Here is a 16,856-nt window from a genome sequence, read left to right on the forward strand (position 1 = left end):
AGCGACCGGTCCGGGGGCATGGCCAACCTGAGAAAGCAGGTCGACGTGGCGCACTGTATCGCTCGGTTCTTCGAAGGAGTGCTGTGCTGGTTACTTCCGGCACCTGGCCGTCATCGAGCTACGCATGATGGCTCCTTCCCCTGCCCAACGCCCCTCGGGCTCGCCTGTCCCCCGTCCCAGACTCCGGCCCTGTCAGGCGAGGCAATCGGGCTGGTTCGGCCTTACCTCGTGGCCCACGAGGAACGGCGAGCAGCTCAACGTCAACGCGCTCGACGGCGAGTTCTATGGTTCGCGGTGCATGGCATCGACCTAGGACCTCGCACGATCCACGGGGTTGAGGTGGGCGCATCGTGACCGCATCAGGAGCTCTGAGGCTGCTCCCTTGGACCACCGCAGACGGAAAACCGTGTTTTCTCGCTGGGGACGGGACCGGCTACCTGTCCCGAGTCGCAGACAACATCGAAGCCGTGCAGCTCGACATGGGATCGGATCTGCTCGCGCACGCGACCCACATGCTCGACAACCTGAAGGTTCCGAACGGTGAACTCCGATTCCTTGCATGCCGATTGGTGGAAGCCCTGACCGATGCGCTTCGAGTGGCCGAGAGCCGAGGCGCACGCCTCCCGGTGGTCGAACATCCCGAGGACCCAGACCCCATCGAGCCGGGTGACGGGCCTGACCAGGTAGGCGACTCGGAACCGCCCTCCCCAGCCGCCTGAGGAGCCGTCCGCACCAGGCGATCTTCTATCGCGCCACGCCCATCTCCACTCGGCGATGGGCGTGGCTGGAACACAACTGCTTCCGACCCTGTCAGCGACGCCTGTTAGAACTTGGCGTAACCATTCCTGGCACGAGGGAGCAGACGTGGTGGATACGGGGGACGCGACTCAGCCGGTCGTAGGTGTCTACGAAAAGCTGGTCACCCACAGCTTGCAGAACCAGATAGAGCAGCTTGAAGCCGCCGGTTGGAAGGCCATCGACAAAGAGGTCACCTCGGAGTCATCACCTCACGTGCTGGCCCGACACATCGCGGAGGCAGCCCAGCGCAGGCTCCTTCAACTGCCGCATGACAAGCGGCTAGAAGCGGCCAACAAGATCATGGAGTCGTTGGCGGTCGCCGCCCCGGACCCCGATGTGGACACAGCGCTCGGCCTCATCGCAGACGGCCCCCGCCAGCTGCTGGCCCTGGCCGAAAGGGAGGCCCCGGGGGTCTACGCGATCCGTCCAGCCACACCTCTTTCCGAGACCGCGCTCATCACCAACGCCCCGGACGACCCAAGCCTCGGCTCCGAACTGCGCGCGGAACTGGCCACTGCGGACCGCATCGACCTGCTCTGCGCGTTCGTGAAGTGGTACGGCATCCGCGTACTCGAAGATGCACTCCGCGATGCGAAAGGACGAGGAGTGCCGATTCGAGTCATCACAACGACATACATCGGCGCCACGGACCGAACCGCGCTCGACCGCCTTGTACAGGAATTCGGTGCGGAAGTGAAGGTCAACTACGAAATAAGGTCCACTCGCCTGCATGCGAAGGCATGGCTGTTCCGCCGCAACAGCGGATTCGACACCGCATACGTGGGCAGCTCCAACCTTTCCAAGGCCGCCCTACTCGACGGCCTCGAGTGGAACGTACGCCTCTCCTCGGTAGCCACCCCTGCGGTGCTCACTAAATTCGAGGCCACCTTTGACGCGTACTGGAACGACTCGAGTTTCGAGGCATACGATCCGGACACTGACGGGGACCGACTCGATCAGGCTCTCTTGCAAGCCGGCGGTGGCGGCTCTACCGACGATGCGCCGATCAGCCTGTCCGGCATGGAAGTACGGCCGTTCCCGCACCAGAGGGACATGCTGGAGCGGCTGCGCGTCGAGCGCGAAATCCATCAGCACTCCGAAAACCTCCTGGTCGCGGCCACAGGTACGGGCAAGACCGTCATGGCGGCACTGGACTATCGCGACCTGCGTACGAAGTTCGAGGGGAACACCCCTCGCCTCCTGTTCGTGGCCCACCGCAAGGAAATCCTTCGGCAGTCCCTGCGAACGTATCGGGAGGTGCTGGTCGATGCGTCGTTCGGCGAACTCCTCCACGGTGGCGCGGACCCTCGTGAGTGGCAGCATGTGTTCGCCAGTGTGCAGTCCCTCAAGGCGGCCCGACTCGAACAACTGGATCCCGGGCACTTCGACATCATCGTGATCGACGAGTTCCATCACGCCAAGGCCCAGACGTACGAGCGGGTCATCAAACACTTCAAGCCGAAGCAGCTTCTCGGGCTGACTGCCACGCCCGAGCGGGCCGACGGGTACAACGTCCAGGACGAGTACTTCGGGGGACGCATTGCCGCTGAAATGCGCCTGTGGGAAGCACTGGAGAATGACCTCCTCTGCCCCTTCCACTACTTCGGCATTCCGGACGGAACCGATCTAACCCAGCTTGGCTGGCAGCAAGGGAACTACAACGACGGCGAGTTGGGGGATCTCTATACCGGAAATCTCGCTCGCGCACGGATCGTCGTGAAACAGATTCTCGACAAGGTCTCACGACCTAGCACCATGCGCGCGCTAGGTTTCTGCGTGAACAAGAAGCACGCCCACTTCATGGCAGACTTCTTCCTCCAGGCCGGATTCAAGGCCGTAGCCCTGGACAGCGATTCAAAGGAAGCGGTTCGCGACAAGGCACTCGCCGACCTTCGCGACGGGAAGATCCAAGTCATCTTCTCCGTTGACCTCTTCAACGAAGGCCTAGATATCCCTGACGTAGACACGCTCCTGCTGCTCCGCCCCACCAACAGCGCCACCATCTTCCTGCAGCAACTCGGGCGCGGCCTGCGCAGGACGTCCAACAAACCAGTTCTCACGGTTCTCGACTTCATCGGCCAGCATCGTGCAGAGTTCCGGTTCGAAGAGCAGTTCCGAGCGATGACCAACTCTTCCCGCAACCGCCTGATCAGGCAGATCGAGAACGACTTCCCGCAGTTGCCGTCCGGTTGCCAGATCCTGCTCGAGGGGAAGTCCAAGGACCTTATCCTCGACAACGTTCGGACTCAGATCAAGGCGAACGTAGACACCCTGGCGAAGGAGGTTAGGCAGTACAGCACGCCTGACCTCGCGAGTTACTTGACGGAGAGCCGCCGCGAGATCAAGGAGCTGTACAAAAGCAGCAACTCTTGGACCACCATTCTGCGCAAGGCCCGCCTCCTGGAGAAGGACGGGCCTGCGGGTGAAGACAAGCTCCTCAAGCGCGTGCACGCTTTCCTCCACGTTGACGACCCAGAGCGCGCAGAGGCGTATCTGCGGCTCATCGACGACAACGCACCCGACTACGACTCCCTGTCGCTACGGGACCAGACGTACGCCCGCATGCTGTTCTTCAATCTGTGGGACAAGGCAGGCGGCTTCAGTTCATACGCGCAGGGGCTGGACTCACTTCGCGAACAGCCGGATTTCCGCCGAGAGTTGAGTCAGGTGCTGAACTACTCGCTGGAGCGGATCGATCACTTTCCCGTCCCCCTCACTGGCCCCCACAACGACCTACCTTTGAAGGTGCACAGCTCCTACAACCGCTCCGAGATACTGGCCTCCCTCGGGGTGGCGCGCTTTGGTGGACAAATGCCTGGATCCTTCCAGAGTGGAGTGCAATGGGTGGAAGACATTCGGACCGACGCACTACTCATCACACTTGAGAAGAACGAGAAGGACTTCTCCCCCACGGTCCGATACCAGGACTACGCACTGAGCCCCACACTGTTCCACTGGGAATCCCAGAGCTACATCCCGGAGAATTCTCCAACGGGATTGCGCTATCAGCAGCACAAGCAGCAAGGGAGCCACATTCTCTTGTTCATGCGCCGCTACAAGCACACCGACATCGGCAAGGCCCAGCCATGGATGCTTCTCGGACCCGCCAGCTACGAAAAACACCAGGGAAGCAAGCCTATGGCCATTACGTGGCGACTGGAGCATGAACTCCCTGCCGATGTATGGCTGTACTCATCCGTCAAGCCGAACTAGCCAAGAGAGCCTGGAGTATCGATGTCCGCATTCCCCATCGCCACCACCACGGCAGCCACCGGCCTCCTCGCCGGATACGCCACCGCTCGCTGGACCAAGAAGCGCCCGCTCGGCGGGATCGTGCTGGCCGCTGCCGGGGCCGTTGCCACCCGGCAGTGGCAGCAGCAGGCCGGAGGCAAGGTCGCGGCCGCGCTCACCGGGGCCTACCTGGCCGGGTTCGGTGCGGCGCATCCGCTGGCGAAGAAGGTCGGGGCATGGCCGGCCGTCGGCATCGTGGCCGGCGGGGTCGCTCTCGCCTCTTGGGTGACCGTCGACCGGAGGGGTCGATAGCAACCAGAGGATCGGCACCACTCATGCGCAACGAGCGCCAAGTGATCGAAACTGCAACCGTGTTCGTGGACGCCTGGCAGCATCTGGCGCCCACACTCACCTACGACTACGACTGTCACCTGCAATGCTCCGAAGCGGACGCGCTTGCGGAACTCTTCCGCGCCTTCGGGCACCAGGACATCGCAGACGAGGTGATCGCTGCGCACGCCGCACACGACGAGCCTGGCGACTCGCACTACGCCGACTGACTCACAAAGGCGCCCCGCCACCCCCGGCGGGGCGCCCGAGCCCGCAGCCCTCAAGCCGCCGCCGGATGCCCAGGCGACAGAAGCACCACCACCCCGTTCCCCGCCCCCGGCAGCGGCTCCGCCTCCCGCCACCCCAGCCGCCGATAGCTCGCCACCGCGTTCTTCGCGTGGCGGGACATCGGGACCCAGGCTCGGCCCGAGGGGGCGTCGGCGGTGAGTTCGGAGAGGAGGGTGCGGCCGAGGCCCTGGGGGCGGGCGTGGCGGCGGACGGCGAGTTCGTCCAACTCCAGTGCGCCGACCAGGAGTTCCTCGACGCGGGCCTCGCCCAGCTGGGACACGACCTTCGCGTACGTCGGGGTGTCCGGGAGCGTGCGCGGGGTCAGCCAGGCGATGGCGAAGCCGTCGATGCCGGTGCGGGACTGGGCGAGCACCGCCCGGAAGCCGGGGCGGGCCGCGTCGTTGCGGAGGCGGTAGTGGAATCGCTGAATGGTTTCCTCATCCTCGTTCCACGGGGGCGCGGAGAACACCTCGGCGTAGGCGTCCACGAGGTCTTCGGCGAGGTCGAGGACGGTCGCTCCGTAACAGATCACCTGTGCGCTCCCACTGCTCTTCGGTGGCCGCCGACCAGTACCGCGGCGGCGGCGGTTCCGCTGTGTCCCAATCTAGGTCGTTTCAGTTGTGTGTGATGGTGCGGGGTGGGTTGTGGGGGTACGGAAGTGCGGGTTCGTGATCTTCAACTGGCCCTGAAGGGAGGGGAGATGGGGACGAGACGGCACTTCACGCGGGGCGGCCGCACACAGTCTCGAACGTTCCCGGACGAGGGCCGAGTCCCTTCAGTTCCCGGGCGTGTCGCGTCCCGTACGTCCACCGCCCAGGGCCTGCCTGCGGCGGCCGAGCGCCCGGCCCGCCAGTGCCGCGCCCGTGACCCCGCCCGCGATCAGGAGCGTGAAGAACGCCCAGGCCAGGGGCCATGGTGAGGCGTCCGGAGCCGGGTGGGTCGACAGCGACGCGTAGAGCAGGACCGCCGGGGGCATCGCGATCAGCGGTATCGCCCAGGCCGGGCGGTCGCAGGCGCCCAGGAAGACGGCGAGGAGCAGGAGTACGGCCGTGAACGCGGCAACTCCCGTGCCCGTGACGGGAGTCACCTCCTGCAGCGCGCCCGGCGTCTCGGCGCGGTTGCGCAGGTCCCAGGGGAGGCAGAGGAGGTATGCGCCGGCCGCGAGCCCCGCCCCCGTCGCTCGCAGAAGTCCTCGCTCGGGCAACGGCCGCAGGGCGAGAGGGCTCAGTGCGTTCGTCGTCATACGTCCAGGGTGCGGCGGGCGGTCGGCCCGACGACTGAGTACCCGTACTCAAAAGTCAGCGGCAAATGCGGAGGCCGCGCGACAGACCGAGGGGTATGACGCCCGCCACGCACCCCGCCGCGGCACTGGGCTTGGCTCAGGCCGGCCCGTAGGGCTGTGGAGAGCGAGAGGCCTTGGCTCTGCGGCGCTCGACCAGGGCGAGAGCGGAGAGCAGGATCAACAGCGAGGCCCAGAGCGCGACGACCAGCGCCGGGACCGCGGCCGGAGCGGCCGTGGGCGAGGTGATGCCGTCAGCGGCGAGGCCGAAGAGCACTGCTGCTGCGATCACCAGCAAAGCGAAGTACCCGGCCGTCTTCACGCGTTGGGCGACTCCACTCGAACCTGGGGCTCGCTCCGGCACGAGCAGGCGGATACCCGCGTATCCGAGGTAGAGGAAGAGTGTCAACGGCGCCAAGGCGAAACCCGTTGCGAACCCTCTGTCGGACTCGGGGCTGTCCTTGCTCTGCTGGGCGACGCCGTCGCGGTCGATCTGCGTGACGTTGCCGCGCCAGCGCGTGACGGTCACTGTGTCGCCGGGCCGTAGGCGGGCGAGCAACGGCTGGTCGTCATCCAGGCTCAGGCTCCCGCGGACCTGGGCGGGCCCGTCCAGGAGCACGGTGTACGACTCGGTCTTGCCCTTGTCGACGATTTCGGTCGAGCGCACGGTCGCCGTGCTGCGGTGGCGGCAGTCCCCACCATCCCCGGCGACGCACACCGGAGCGGACCGGTACTGCCTCACCTCGTCGACAGAGTTCGCCACGGCGTACCCGGCCCAGGCCGTCAGGGGGAGGAACAGCAGCACGGCGAGGACCAGAGACAGGGCACCCGCAAGCACCCGGCCGACGTTCAGGGGACGGCCAGGTGCCGGTGGTGTCGGCGCCCACGGCTTGGCGTACGAAAGCGGGTCCTGCGGGAATTGCGGGTACTGCGACCGCTGCGTAGAGCGAGAGGGTATCGGCCCCTGCCTGCGATCGTCCCCAACCATGACACCAGGGTATCGGGCGTGATCCGACACCAACGGGGGCCGTGCCGCGTGCCCTCCTGACTGCGGAGAACGTGGAGAGCCCGGTGCAGTGAGAGTCGAGCACGCCGACTCACCGATCCGCTACGCAGACCCCCGCCCCGGCCCCCTGAACGTAGCCCGGTAAGCCCGAGGCGAGACCCCGAGGGCCGACTGGAAGTGCTGGCGCAGGGACGCCGCTGTGCCGAAGCCCGACTCGGCGGCCACGCGGTCCACCGTACGGTCGGTCTCCTCCAGCAACTGGCGGGCGTGCGCGAGGCGTTGCTGGGCGAGCCACTGCATGGGGGTCAGGCCCGACTCCTCGCGGAAGCGGCGGCTGAAGGTGCGTACGCTCATCGCCTCCTGGGCCGCCAACTCCCGCAATGTGAGCGGCTGTTCGAGGCGGGTCAGGGCCCAGGCGCGGGCGGCGGAGGTGGACGAGGAGTCCGGCTCCGGGACGGGGCGCGGGATGTACTGGGCCTGGCCGCCCTCGCGGTGCGGCGGTACGACCGTGCGGCGGGCCACGTCGGCGGCGACGGCGGCGCCGAAGTCGCGGCGGATCATGTGCAGGCACAGGTCGATGCCCGCGGCCTCCCCCGCCGAGGTGAGGACGCGGCCGCCGTCGACGTAGAGCACCCCCGGCTCGACGCGGACGGCGGGGAACGCACGGGCGAAGTGGTCCGTGGACAGCCAGTGCGTGGTGGCGGAGCGGCCGTCGAGGAGGCCGTGGGCGGCGAGGACGAACGCGCCGGTGCAGATGGAGGCGATGCGTGCGCGGGCGGGGATCCGGTCGAGGGCGGCGGCGAGGGCGGGCGGCAGACCGTCGCCGCCTGCGTACGGGCCCCCCGCGTAGGAGCCTCCCGCGTACGAGCCCCCCGTATACGCGCCCCCCGTGTACGACTCGTCCTCCTCGTGCGAGGCCGGGACGAGGACGGTGTCGGCGTGCTCCAGGGCCTCGGGGCCGTGGTCCGCGCGGATCGGGAAGTCGGCGTCGGTGCGGATCAGGCCGGGGGCGAGCGCGCAGGTCGTCACGGAGTACAGCGGCTCGCCGTGCGCGGAGCGGGCCGAGCCGAACAGCTGGTGGACCAGGCCGAGTTCCATCGGCAGCACGCCGTGGCGGACGAGCACGATGACACTGTGAGACATCTTTTTTCCTACGCCCCGAAGGCCCGCGAGACCGTGTAGATCAGCAGGCCCGCGAGGGAGCCGACCACCGTGCCGTTGATGCGGATGAACTGCAGGTCGCGGCCGATGTGGGCCTCGATCTTCTTCGAGGTGTGCTCGGCGTCCCAGCCCGCGACGGTCTCGGTGATCAGCGAGGTGATCTCGGTGCGGTACGTCGTGACCACGTACACGGCCGCGTCCTCCACCCAGGTGTTCACCTTGCGCTGCAGCTCCGGGTCGGTGGCGAGGCGCCGGCCGAGGGAGAGCAGGGCCGCGCGCACCCGCAGGCGCAGCTCGCTGCGCTCGTCCTCGGCGGCGGAGACGATCATCGCGCGTACGGAGGACCAGGCGGAGGCGATCACGTCCTGGACCTCGCCGCGGCCGAGGATCTCGCTCTTGAGGCGTTCGACGCGGGCCCGGGTGTCGCTGTCGGACTGCAGGTCGGCGGCGAAGTCGGTGAGGAAGCGGTCGATGGCGCCGCGGGCCGGGTGCTCGGGCATGTCCCGCATCTCGGTGACGAAGCGGAGCAGCTCCTTGTAGACCCGCTCGCCCACCTTGCGGTCCACGAATCGCGGGGTCCAGCCCGGAGCGCCGCCCTCCACCGCGTCCATCACGGAGTCGGCGTGCACGACGAGCCAGTCGTGGGCGCGGACGCAGACCAGGTCGACGACGCGGTGGTGGCCGCCGTCCGCGACGACCTTGTCGAGGGTCTTGCCGAGCCCGGGGGCGACCTCGACGGCGTCGGCGCGGCGGGTGATGGCCTCGCCGACGACGGCCTGGACGTCGGAGTCGCGAAGGACGGTGAGGGCGCCGCGCAGCGCGGCGGACAGCTCGGCGGTGACCCGGTCGGCGTGCTCGGGCTCGGCGAGCCAGGCGCCGAGCCGGGAGCCGAGGCCGACGCCGCGCAGGCGGCGCCGTACGACGTCCTCGGAGAGGAAGTTCTCGCCGACGAACTCGCCGAGCGAGACGCCCAGCTGGTCCTTCTTGGTCGGGATGATCGCGGTGTGCGGGATGGGCAGGCCGAGCGGGCGCTTGAAGAGCGCGGTGACGGCGAACCAGTCGGCGAGCGCGCCGACCATGCCGGCCTCGGCGGCCGCCGCGACGTACCCGGCCCAGCCGGCCGCGCCGGAGCTCTGCGCCCACTTGGCGAGGACGTAGACAAGGGCGACGAGGAGCAGCAGGCCGGTCGCCGTGGCCTTCATCCGGCGCACGCCGCGGAACTTCTCCTCGTCGGCGGGGCTGTACGTGAAGCCGGCGCCCTGAGAAGCAGGAACCTCAGAGACGGACGTCTCGGAGTCAGGTGTGCCGGATGAGTGGCCGTTCACCGGGGAATGCTCCCTCATGTCGCGTTCACCCGATTCTTCCGCCTCTTCGACCTTCTTGCGTTCCATCCGCTCCACCGTCCGACCGCCCCCGTCCCATTGTCCCGACGTTGCCGCTACGTGACCTACTCCTGGAACGAACCGCGAGTTCCCGGCGTCTTGTTCGGGCGGAGGGGGTGCCGTGCGCGGCCCCTTCGCCCATGTCGCAAAATGGGATTGTCGAACTGGAGCCCCGGGCTCCCCTGCCCGAGGAGAAAAAGGCCGCGTGACCAGGCGTAACGGTTATGCCCTACTGGCCGCCCTGGCGGCCGTCGTGGTGCTGATCTCCGCGGCCATATACGTGGGTGTGTCCGGCGATGCCCGGGACGACGACCTGCGCGCGGGCCCACGTACCCCGCAGGGCTCCGCCGCCCCCGCCTCCTCCGGCACCTGGGTCGGCACCTGGTCCAGCTCGCCGGCGGCCGCCGAGCCGCGCACCGAGGACGGGTACGCGGGCCGCTCCATCCGCAACGTCGTGCACACCAGCGTCGGCGGCACCAGCGCCCGCATCACACTCTCCAACCTGTACGGGCGTACGCCGCTGTCCATCACGCACGCCTCCATAGCCCTGGCGGCCGCGCCCAACAATCCGAGCGCGGCCGCCGGCACCCTGCGCCGCCTCTCCTTCGGCGGCAACCACTCGGTGGTCGTCGAGCCGGGCGGCCAGGTCGTCAGCGACCCGGTCAGGCTGCGCGTACCGCACGACGCCGACCTGCTCGTGACGACCTTCTCGCCCACCCCTTCGGGCCCGGTGACGTACCACCCGCACGCCCGCCAGATCTCCTACGTGGCCGACGGCGACCGGGTCTCGGACCTGCGCGGCGACGCATACACCCAGCAGAGCCCGTACTGGCGCTACCTCGCCGCCGTCGACGTGCTCAGCCGTGAGGCCGAGGGCGCCGTCGTCGTCCTCGGCGACTCCCTGACCGACGGCGTGAGCGCCACGATGGGCGCCAACTCCCGCTGGACGGACGTCCTTTCGGACCGGCTCAGGGACGAGCAGGGCGCGCCCCGCTACAGCGTCCTCAACCAGGGCATCAGCGGCAACCGCATCCTCTCCGACGGCCTCGGCCGCCCCGCCGACAACCCGAGCGGCCTGTCCCGCTTCGAGCGCGACGCGCTGTCCCGTACGGGCGTCAAGGCCGTCGTCATCGCCCTCGGCGTGAACGACATCCTGCGCAACCCGCAGCAGACCTCCAGCGACAAAGTCCTCGACGGGCTGCGGGAGTTGACCCGGCAGGCGCACGCCCGCGGCCTCCGTGTGATCGGCGCGACGCTGATGCCGTTCGGCGGACACCGCGGCTACACACCGGAGTTGGACCAGGTCCGCCGCCAGGTCAACGACGAGATCCGGTCCGGCCGGGTCTTCGACGCGGTCGTCGACTTCGACCGCGCGCTGCGCGACCCGTACGCACCGGAGAAGCTGCGGGCGCCGTACGACTCGGGGGACCACCTCCACCCGAGCGACGAGGGCTTCAAGAAGATGGCTTACGCGTTCAACCTGGCCACGTTGCGGGGGTCGGTGCCGGCGGAGTTGTAAGCGTTCAAACGCCGGACGGGCTGATTCTGCCCCCGCTCACTCCAGCTCCCCCCGGCGCCGTTCCTCCTTGAGTTGCCGTTTCTGGGCCCGAGTGACCTTCCGCTTGACCCCCACCCCGCCCCAGAACGCGAACCCCGTGACGATCACGCGCGGTGCGCCCCGTTCCGGCAGGTCGTCGCCGAGGCGTTCCTCGAAGCCGCCCATCACGCCGATGCCGCGTACGACGACCTCGACGCCCGGCGGCACGATCACGTCCACGCCGCCCATGATCGCCACGCAGTTGACGACGACCTCCGGCGCCTCGAACCGCGCCTCGCGCAGGTCGACTTCGCCGCCGCCCCAGAACGCGAAGCAGTTGAAGCGGCGCGGGACCGTCCACACGCCCTTGCGGGAGAAGCCCGACATGATCGCGACCCCGCGGGACGAGGTGCCCGCACCGCCGATCCGCTCCGCCCACGCCCCCGTGCCCGTACTCGAAGCCCGCGCGGGTACCGCGGACGGCGCCGAGGCGTCCGGCAGATCGCGTGTCACGGGCGCCAACTCCCCGTACGTACGCGCCTTGTACGTGGCGTCCAGGCGCTCCTGGAACTCCTCCATGTCGAGCCGGCCCTCCGCCACGGCCTCCCGCAGCCGCTCGGCCACCCGCTCCCGGTCCGCGTCCGAAGCCCGCAGCTCCGGCGACTCGTCGGTCATACGAATCAGCCTAGGGCCGCGGACCGGTCCGCGTACATCTGGGCGATGACCGCTTCGATGTCGGGTTCGCGGACCGACAGGTCCACCACCGGGTACGAGGCGGCCAGCTCCGTGACGAGCGGCGCCGCCGACGCCGAGGCCGGGAACGCCAGCCACTGCCGGGGCCCCTCCACCCGCACCACCCGCGCCCCGGCCACGCTCACCTCGGGCAGCTCGCGCGCCAGGTCCACGACGAGGGTGCGCTCGCTCTCGCCGACCTCGTGCAGCCCGGCGAGGGCCCCGTCGTACATGAGCCGGCCGTGGTCGATGACCATGACGCGCCTGCAGAGCTGCTCGATGTCCTGCAGGTCGTGCGTGGTGAGCAGCACCGTCGTGCCCGACTCGGCGTTCAGGTCGCGCAGGAAGCCGCGCACCTTCGCCTTGGAGACGACGTCGAGCCCGATGGTCGGCTCGTCCAGGTACAGCACCTCCGGGTCGTGCAGGAGCGCCGCCGCGATGTCCCCGCGCATCCGCTGCCCGAGCGACAGCTGCCGTACGGGAACGTCCAACAGGCCGCCCAGATCGAGGAGTTCGACGCAGCGGTCCAGGTTCGCGCGGAACCGGGCGTCGGGGATGCGGTACATGCGGTGCATCAGGCGGTACGAGTCGATCAGCGGCAGGTCCCACCACAGGGTGGTGCGCTGCCCGAAGACCACCCCGATACGGCGGGCCAGGCGGGTGCGCTCACGGGCCGGCTCGATGCCCGCGACGCGGAGCCGGCCGCCGCTGGGCGTGAGGATGCCGGTGAGCATCTTGATGGTGGTGGACTTGCCCGCGCCGTTCGGCCCGATGTAGCCGACCATCTCGCCGCGCGCCACGCTGAACGAGATCCCGTCCACGGCCCGCACCTCCCGCCGCTCCCGCCGCAGGAACCCGGTCTTCTTCCGTACGTCGAAGACCTTCTCCACGCCGTCCACCAGAATGAAGTCATCGTCGAGTCCCGCCATTTCAGCTCCCCAAGCTCCCTCAGCTGCCGGTACTGCGGTACGAACGAAGGCCCGCCCGCCACGCGAGGCCCGCGAGCGCACAGCACGCGGCGGCCACGAACGGCGGCAGGAACGCCAGCCAGGAGGGCAGCCCGATCGGATTCTCCCGGTCCAGGACGTAGAGCGCGGGCAGCCAGTTCACGAAGGCGAGCGGCAGCACGAAGGTCACCCCGCGCACCAGCTCCTTCGCGAACACGGTCGGCGGGTACTGCAGCAGCGTATTGCCGCCGTACGTAAAGGAGTTGGACACCTCGGACGCGTCCTGCGCGAAGAACTGAAAGGCCCCGCCCGCGACCAGGATCGACCCGAAGACCGCCGCCCCGCACAGCAGCATCATCGGCACGAGCAGCACCTTCACGGGGTCCCAGTCGACCTCCATGACCGTGAGCCCGTAGCCGAGTACCAGGAGCCCCTGCGTGATCCGCCCCAGGCGGCGCAGCGCGAAGCGGTCCGCGGCGACCTGCGCGAGGACCGGCGCGGGCCGCACCAGAAGCGTGTCGAGCGTGCCGTCCCGGACCCGCGAGCCCAGCCGCTGCACCGGCCCGAAGAACAGCTCGGCGAGGCCGAAGGCGGTGCCCGTGGTGCCGTACAGGAAGGCGATCTCGCCGAGCGTGAACCCGCCGAGCGCGTCGACGTGCGAGAACATCAGCAGGATCGCCACGAAGTCGAAGGCCGTGACGGCGAAGTTGGCGCACAGGGTCAGCGCGAACGACGTGCGGTACGCCATCGTCGACCGCACCCAGGCCCCGACGATCAGCCGGTACGCGGCCACGCCCTGCCTCAACCTCCCCTGTTCGTCGACGAGTTCAGCCACCTTGCACCACCACCCTGCGCGTCGCGGCGAGCTGCAGCAGCCGCCCGAGCCCGAGCAGTACGACGGCCCACGCGGCCTGAAAGGCGTACGCGCCGAGCAGCCCGAACCCGGTGTGCTTGCCGAGGAGCACGTCCGCGGGCACCTGCAGCAGCGCCGACCACGGCAGAGCGCGGGCGACCTCGCCGAGAGCACCCGGGAACACGTTGAGCGGCAGCAGCATCCCGGAGAAGAACATCCCCGCGAGGGAGGCGATCTGCGTCACCCCCGCCCCGTCGAGCAGCCAGAACGCCGAGAGCGCCACCAGGTAGCGGATCGCGAAACTCACCACGAACGCGAGCAGCACACTGCACAGAAAGGCCAGCCACACCCCGGGCGCGGTGGGCAGGGCCAACTCGAAGAGCAGCGCACCGCACACCATCGGCACCACGCCCCGCCCGATCAGGTGGAACACGGCCCGCCCCAAGTCCCCTGCCAGCCACCACAGTTGGAGATCCGCCGGACGGTACAGGTCCACGGCGATGTCCCCGCTGCGGATGCGCTCGACCAGCTCGTCCTCGAACCCGCCCCCGAGCAGCGAACAGGCCGCCAGCATCGCCTGCCCGAGCCAGACGTACGTCACGGCCTGCGCCTGGTCGTACCCGCCGAGGGCCGGCCGCTCGTCCCACAGCGCCAGATAGGTGTAGGCGACGATCAGGCCGAACACGGTGTTGGTGAACACCCCGGCCGCCGTCGCCGCCCGATAGGTCGCGTAGCGCCGGAACCCGCCCGCCGCGACCGCCGCGTACAACCGCACCGAACCCCCTCCCCCACCGCCACCGGCCAAAGCGCACGACCTTAGCCGCCGCACGCCCCGCCGCGCCACGCGTTTTCACCCGCGAGGCGGATACCCGCGGCGCCCCGGACACGCGCCCCGGCCGAGCCCACCCGATCAGGGTGGAACAGTGTCCAATAGGTCGTACGGGGGATGTACCTAGGCGAAACGGGAGTTCCGGCAGAGATGAGCGACGAGTCCGACGAGCCCCAGCCTCAGCCCCAGCAGCCGGCTGAGGGCAGCAGGCGGCAACTCAAGAAGCTCACACGGAAGCAGCGCAAGGCCGCCCGCAAGGCGAAGCGGAAGGCCTCCGGCTGGCGGCGGATCTTCCCCACCTGGCGCATGCTCCTCGGCGCCTTCCTGCTGCTCTGCCTGCTCTTCGGCGGCGGCCTCGTCGCGGGCTACCTCCTCGTCGAGATCCCGCCCGCCAACGCCGCCGCCACCAAGCAGAGCAACGTCTATCTCTACGCCGACGGCTCCCCGTTGGCCCGCGACGGCGAGGTCAACCGCGAGAACGTCCCGCTCAGCCAGATCCCCGTACACGTCCGGCGCGCCGTGCTCGCCGCCGAGGACCGCGACTTCTACTCCGAGTCCGCCGTCGACCCGCAGGCCATGATCCGCGCCGCCTGGAACACCGTCACCGGCAAGGGCAAGCAGTCCGGCTCCACCATCACCCAGCAGTTCGTCAAGAACTACTACCTCGGCCAGGAGCAGACCGTCACCCGCAAGGCGAAGGAATTCTTCATCGCCATCAAACTCGACCGCCAGGTCAGCAAGAACGACATCCTGCTCGGCTACCTCAACACCAGCTACTTCGGCCGCAACGCCTACGGCATCCAGGCCGCCGCCCACGCCTACTACGGAAAGCACGCCGAGCAACTCTCCGTCGCCGAGGGCGCGTACCTCGCCACGCTCCTCAACTCCCCCAACGCGTACGACGTCTCCGCCCACCCCGAGAACAAGTCCCGCGCCGTCGCCCGCTGGAACTACGTCCTCGACGGCATGGTCAAGGAGGACTGGCTCACCCGACGCGCCCGCGACAGCGCGAAGTTCCCCGCCCCCCGCACCGCCAAGGCCCCCTCCGGCATGTCCGGGCAGCGCGGCTACCTCGTCAAGGCCGTCGAGGACTACCTCACCGAACACGACGTCATCGACCCGGACACCCTCGCCAAGGGCGGCTACCGCATCACCACCACCCTGCAGAAACCCCGCCAGGACGCCTTCGTCAGGGCCGTCGAGGACCAACTCCTGTCCCAGGTCGACCCGGGGGCCCGCAAGGTCGACGCCCACGTCCGCGCGGGCGGCGCCGCCATCGACCCCGCCACCGGCAAGGTCGTCGCCATGTACGGCGGCATCGACTACACCCAGCAGTACGTCAACAACGCCACCCGCCGCGACTACCAGGTCGGCTCCACCTTCAAGCCGTTCGTCTTCACCTCGGCCGTGAGATACGGCGCCACCACCCAGGACGGCCTGCCCATCGACCCGAACACCCTCTACGACGGCACCAACGCACGCTCCGTGGAAGGCTGGTCGGGCGGTCACTACGCCCCGGAGAACGAGGACCGGCGCTCCTACGGCGAGCTCACCGTCCGGGACGCCACCGACCTCTCCGTGAACGCGGTCTACGCGCAGATGGCCGTCGACGTCGGCTCCGACAAGGTCCGGCAGACCGCGATCGACCTGGGCATCCCGGCCACCACCCCCGACCTGACCGCGTCCCCGTCCATCGCCCTCGGCCCGGCCACCGCCAGCGTCCTCGACATGGCCCAGGCGTACGCGACCCTCGCCAACCACGGCGAGCACGGCTCGTACACGCTCGTCGAGGAGATCACCAAGGACGGCGCACCCATCGCGCTCCCGCCGCAGCACCGGCGGCAGGCCGTCCCCCGCGAGGCCGCCGACACCACCACGTCGATCCTGCAGAGCGTCGTCGAGAACGGCACCGGCACCGCCGCCCAGGCCGCAGGCCGCCCCGCCGCCGGCAAGACCGGCACCGCCGAGGAGGACAAGGCCGCCTGGTTCGCCGGCTACACCCCCGAACTCGCCACCGTCGTGGCCGTGTTGGGCCAGGACCCGAACCCGCCCTACGGTCAGACCCCGCTGTACGGCGCGCTCGGTCAGCCCCGCATCAACGGCGGCGCGTACCCGGCGCGCATCTGGGCGCAGTTCACCCGCGAGACGCTCGCGGACCAACCGGTCCAGGAGTTCGACCTCATCCTGGAACCCGGCGCGGAGGAACCTCCGCCCCCACCCCCGGAGACGGAGCCCGAACCGGAGTCCCCGGCGGAGTCCGTACCACCGTCCGTGCCCGAGCCCGAGCCGACGGCCGGGGGCAGCGAGGAGCCGGGTGCGACGCCGGGCCGGACAGCGGTCCCGACGGAAGCCCCGGTCGAGAGCCCGGCGGAAACCCCGGCGGAGGGGGACGCCCAAGGCCTGACGGCAGGCGACGACGGCCGCCCCCGAAGGGCCGTACCGACGAAACCGGCGAGGTAGAAGAACAGGAGGAGGGGGCCGGG

Annotated in this window: 15 protein-coding genes; 6 read left to right on the forward strand and 9 right to left on the reverse strand. The window is 69.1% G+C overall.

Annotation, left to right across the window (positions count from 1 at the left end):
* The first annotated feature begins 467 nt into the window (after positions 1 to 467).
* The 4 genes from QIS96_RS29580 to QIS96_RS29595 all read left to right on the forward strand — a co-directional run bounded on the left by QIS96_RS29580 (position 468) and on the right by QIS96_RS29595 (position 4,589).
* On the forward strand, positions 468 to 719 hold the full coding sequence (locus QIS96_RS29580) for a hypothetical protein (protein WP_349017424.1): 252 nt from the start codon (positions 468 to 470) through the stop codon (positions 717 to 719).
* Positions 720 to 864: 145 nt separating this feature from the next.
* Positions 865 to 4,011 (forward strand): DUF3427 domain-containing protein, encoded by a 3,147-nt coding sequence (locus tag QIS96_RS29585; protein WP_282545865.1) that lies wholly within the window; start codon positions 865 to 867, stop codon positions 4,009 to 4,011.
* Between the two features lie 21 nt (positions 4,012 to 4,032).
* Positions 4,033 to 4,341: a hypothetical protein gene (locus QIS96_RS29590; protein ID WP_282545866.1), complete on the forward strand. Its 309-nt coding sequence runs from the start codon at positions 4,033 to 4,035 to the stop codon at positions 4,339 to 4,341.
* A gap of 41 nt (positions 4,342 to 4,382) precedes the next feature.
* Entirely contained in the window at positions 4,383 to 4,589 is a 207-nt protein-coding gene (locus QIS96_RS29595; RefSeq protein ID WP_282545867.1) for a hypothetical protein, read from the forward strand.
* A 50-nt stretch (positions 4,590 to 4,639) separates the two neighbouring features.
* On the opposite strand, the gene QIS96_RS29600 is transcribed toward QIS96_RS29595, so the two are convergent.
* From QIS96_RS29600 to QIS96_RS29620, 5 genes are all read right to left on the reverse strand, one after another.
* A complete protein-coding gene (locus QIS96_RS29600) occupies positions 4,640 to 5,179 on the reverse strand; it encodes a GNAT family N-acetyltransferase (RefSeq protein WP_282545868.1) in 540 nt (179 codons plus the stop codon).
* Positions 5,180 to 5,422: 243 nt separating this feature from the next.
* Entirely contained in the window at positions 5,423 to 5,890 is a 468-nt protein-coding gene (locus QIS96_RS29605) for a hypothetical protein (RefSeq protein ID WP_282545869.1), read from the reverse strand.
* A gap of 136 nt (positions 5,891 to 6,026) precedes the next feature.
* Positions 6,027 to 6,764, reverse strand: a complete 738-nt coding sequence (locus tag QIS96_RS29610) for a hypothetical protein (protein WP_282545870.1) — start codon at positions 6,762 to 6,764, stop codon at positions 6,027 to 6,029.
* A gap of 270 nt (positions 6,765 to 7,034) precedes the next feature.
* On the reverse strand, positions 7,035 to 8,075 hold the full coding sequence (locus tag QIS96_RS29615; protein WP_282545871.1) for a GlxA family transcriptional regulator: 1,041 nt from the start codon (positions 8,073 to 8,075) through the stop codon (positions 7,035 to 7,037).
* Between the two features lie 8 nt (positions 8,076 to 8,083).
* Positions 8,084 to 9,295, reverse strand: a complete 1,212-nt coding sequence (locus QIS96_RS29620) for a DUF445 domain-containing protein (protein WP_282545931.1) — start codon at positions 9,293 to 9,295, stop codon at positions 8,084 to 8,086.
* Positions 9,296 to 9,680: 385 nt separating this feature from the next.
* Here QIS96_RS29620 and QIS96_RS29625 point away from each other — a divergent pair, with 385 nt between their 5' ends.
* Positions 9,681 to 10,994 carry an SGNH/GDSL hydrolase family protein gene (locus QIS96_RS29625; protein ID WP_282545872.1) on the forward strand — a complete coding sequence of 438 codons (1,314 nt, stop codon included), beginning with the start codon at positions 9,681 to 9,683 and terminating at the stop codon, positions 10,992 to 10,994.
* A gap of 36 nt (positions 10,995 to 11,030) precedes the next feature.
* Here QIS96_RS29625 and QIS96_RS29630 read toward each other — a convergent pair whose 3' ends face one another.
* The 4 genes from QIS96_RS29630 to QIS96_RS29645 are packed head-to-tail and all read right to left on the reverse strand — an operon-like array spanning position 11,031 to position 14,319.
* Entirely contained in the window at positions 11,031 to 11,687 is a 657-nt protein-coding gene (locus QIS96_RS29630; RefSeq protein ID WP_282545873.1) for a DUF1707 SHOCT-like domain-containing protein, read from the reverse strand.
* Positions 11,688 to 11,692: 5 nt separating this feature from the next.
* Positions 11,693 to 12,673 carry an ABC transporter ATP-binding protein gene (locus QIS96_RS29635; RefSeq protein WP_282545874.1) on the reverse strand — a complete coding sequence of 327 codons (981 nt, stop codon included), beginning with the start codon at positions 12,671 to 12,673 and terminating at the stop codon, positions 11,693 to 11,695.
* 19 nt (positions 12,674 to 12,692) lie between these two features.
* Positions 12,693 to 13,526: an ABC transporter permease gene (locus tag QIS96_RS29640; protein WP_282545875.1), complete on the reverse strand. Its 834-nt coding sequence runs from the start codon at positions 13,524 to 13,526 to the stop codon at positions 12,693 to 12,695.
* Positions 13,519 to 14,319, reverse strand: a complete 801-nt coding sequence (locus QIS96_RS29645; protein ID WP_282545876.1) for an ABC transporter permease — start codon at positions 14,317 to 14,319, stop codon at positions 13,519 to 13,521. Before QIS96_RS29645 ends, QIS96_RS29640 begins: the two co-directional genes overlap by 8 nt.
* Positions 14,320 to 14,523: 204 nt before the next feature.
* Here QIS96_RS29645 and QIS96_RS29650 point away from each other — a divergent pair, with 204 nt between their 5' ends.
* On the forward strand, positions 14,524 to 16,833 hold the full coding sequence (locus tag QIS96_RS29650) for a transglycosylase domain-containing protein (RefSeq protein WP_282545877.1): 2,310 nt from the start codon (positions 14,524 to 14,526) through the stop codon (positions 16,831 to 16,833).
* The last annotated feature ends 23 nt before the right edge of the window (positions 16,834 to 16,856 follow it).

Origin of the sequence: Streptomyces cavernicola (genome assembly GCF_029968035.1) — a bacterium.
Taxonomy (GTDB): Bacteria; Actinomycetota; Actinomycetes; order Streptomycetales; family Streptomycetaceae; genus Streptomyces; species Streptomyces cavernicola.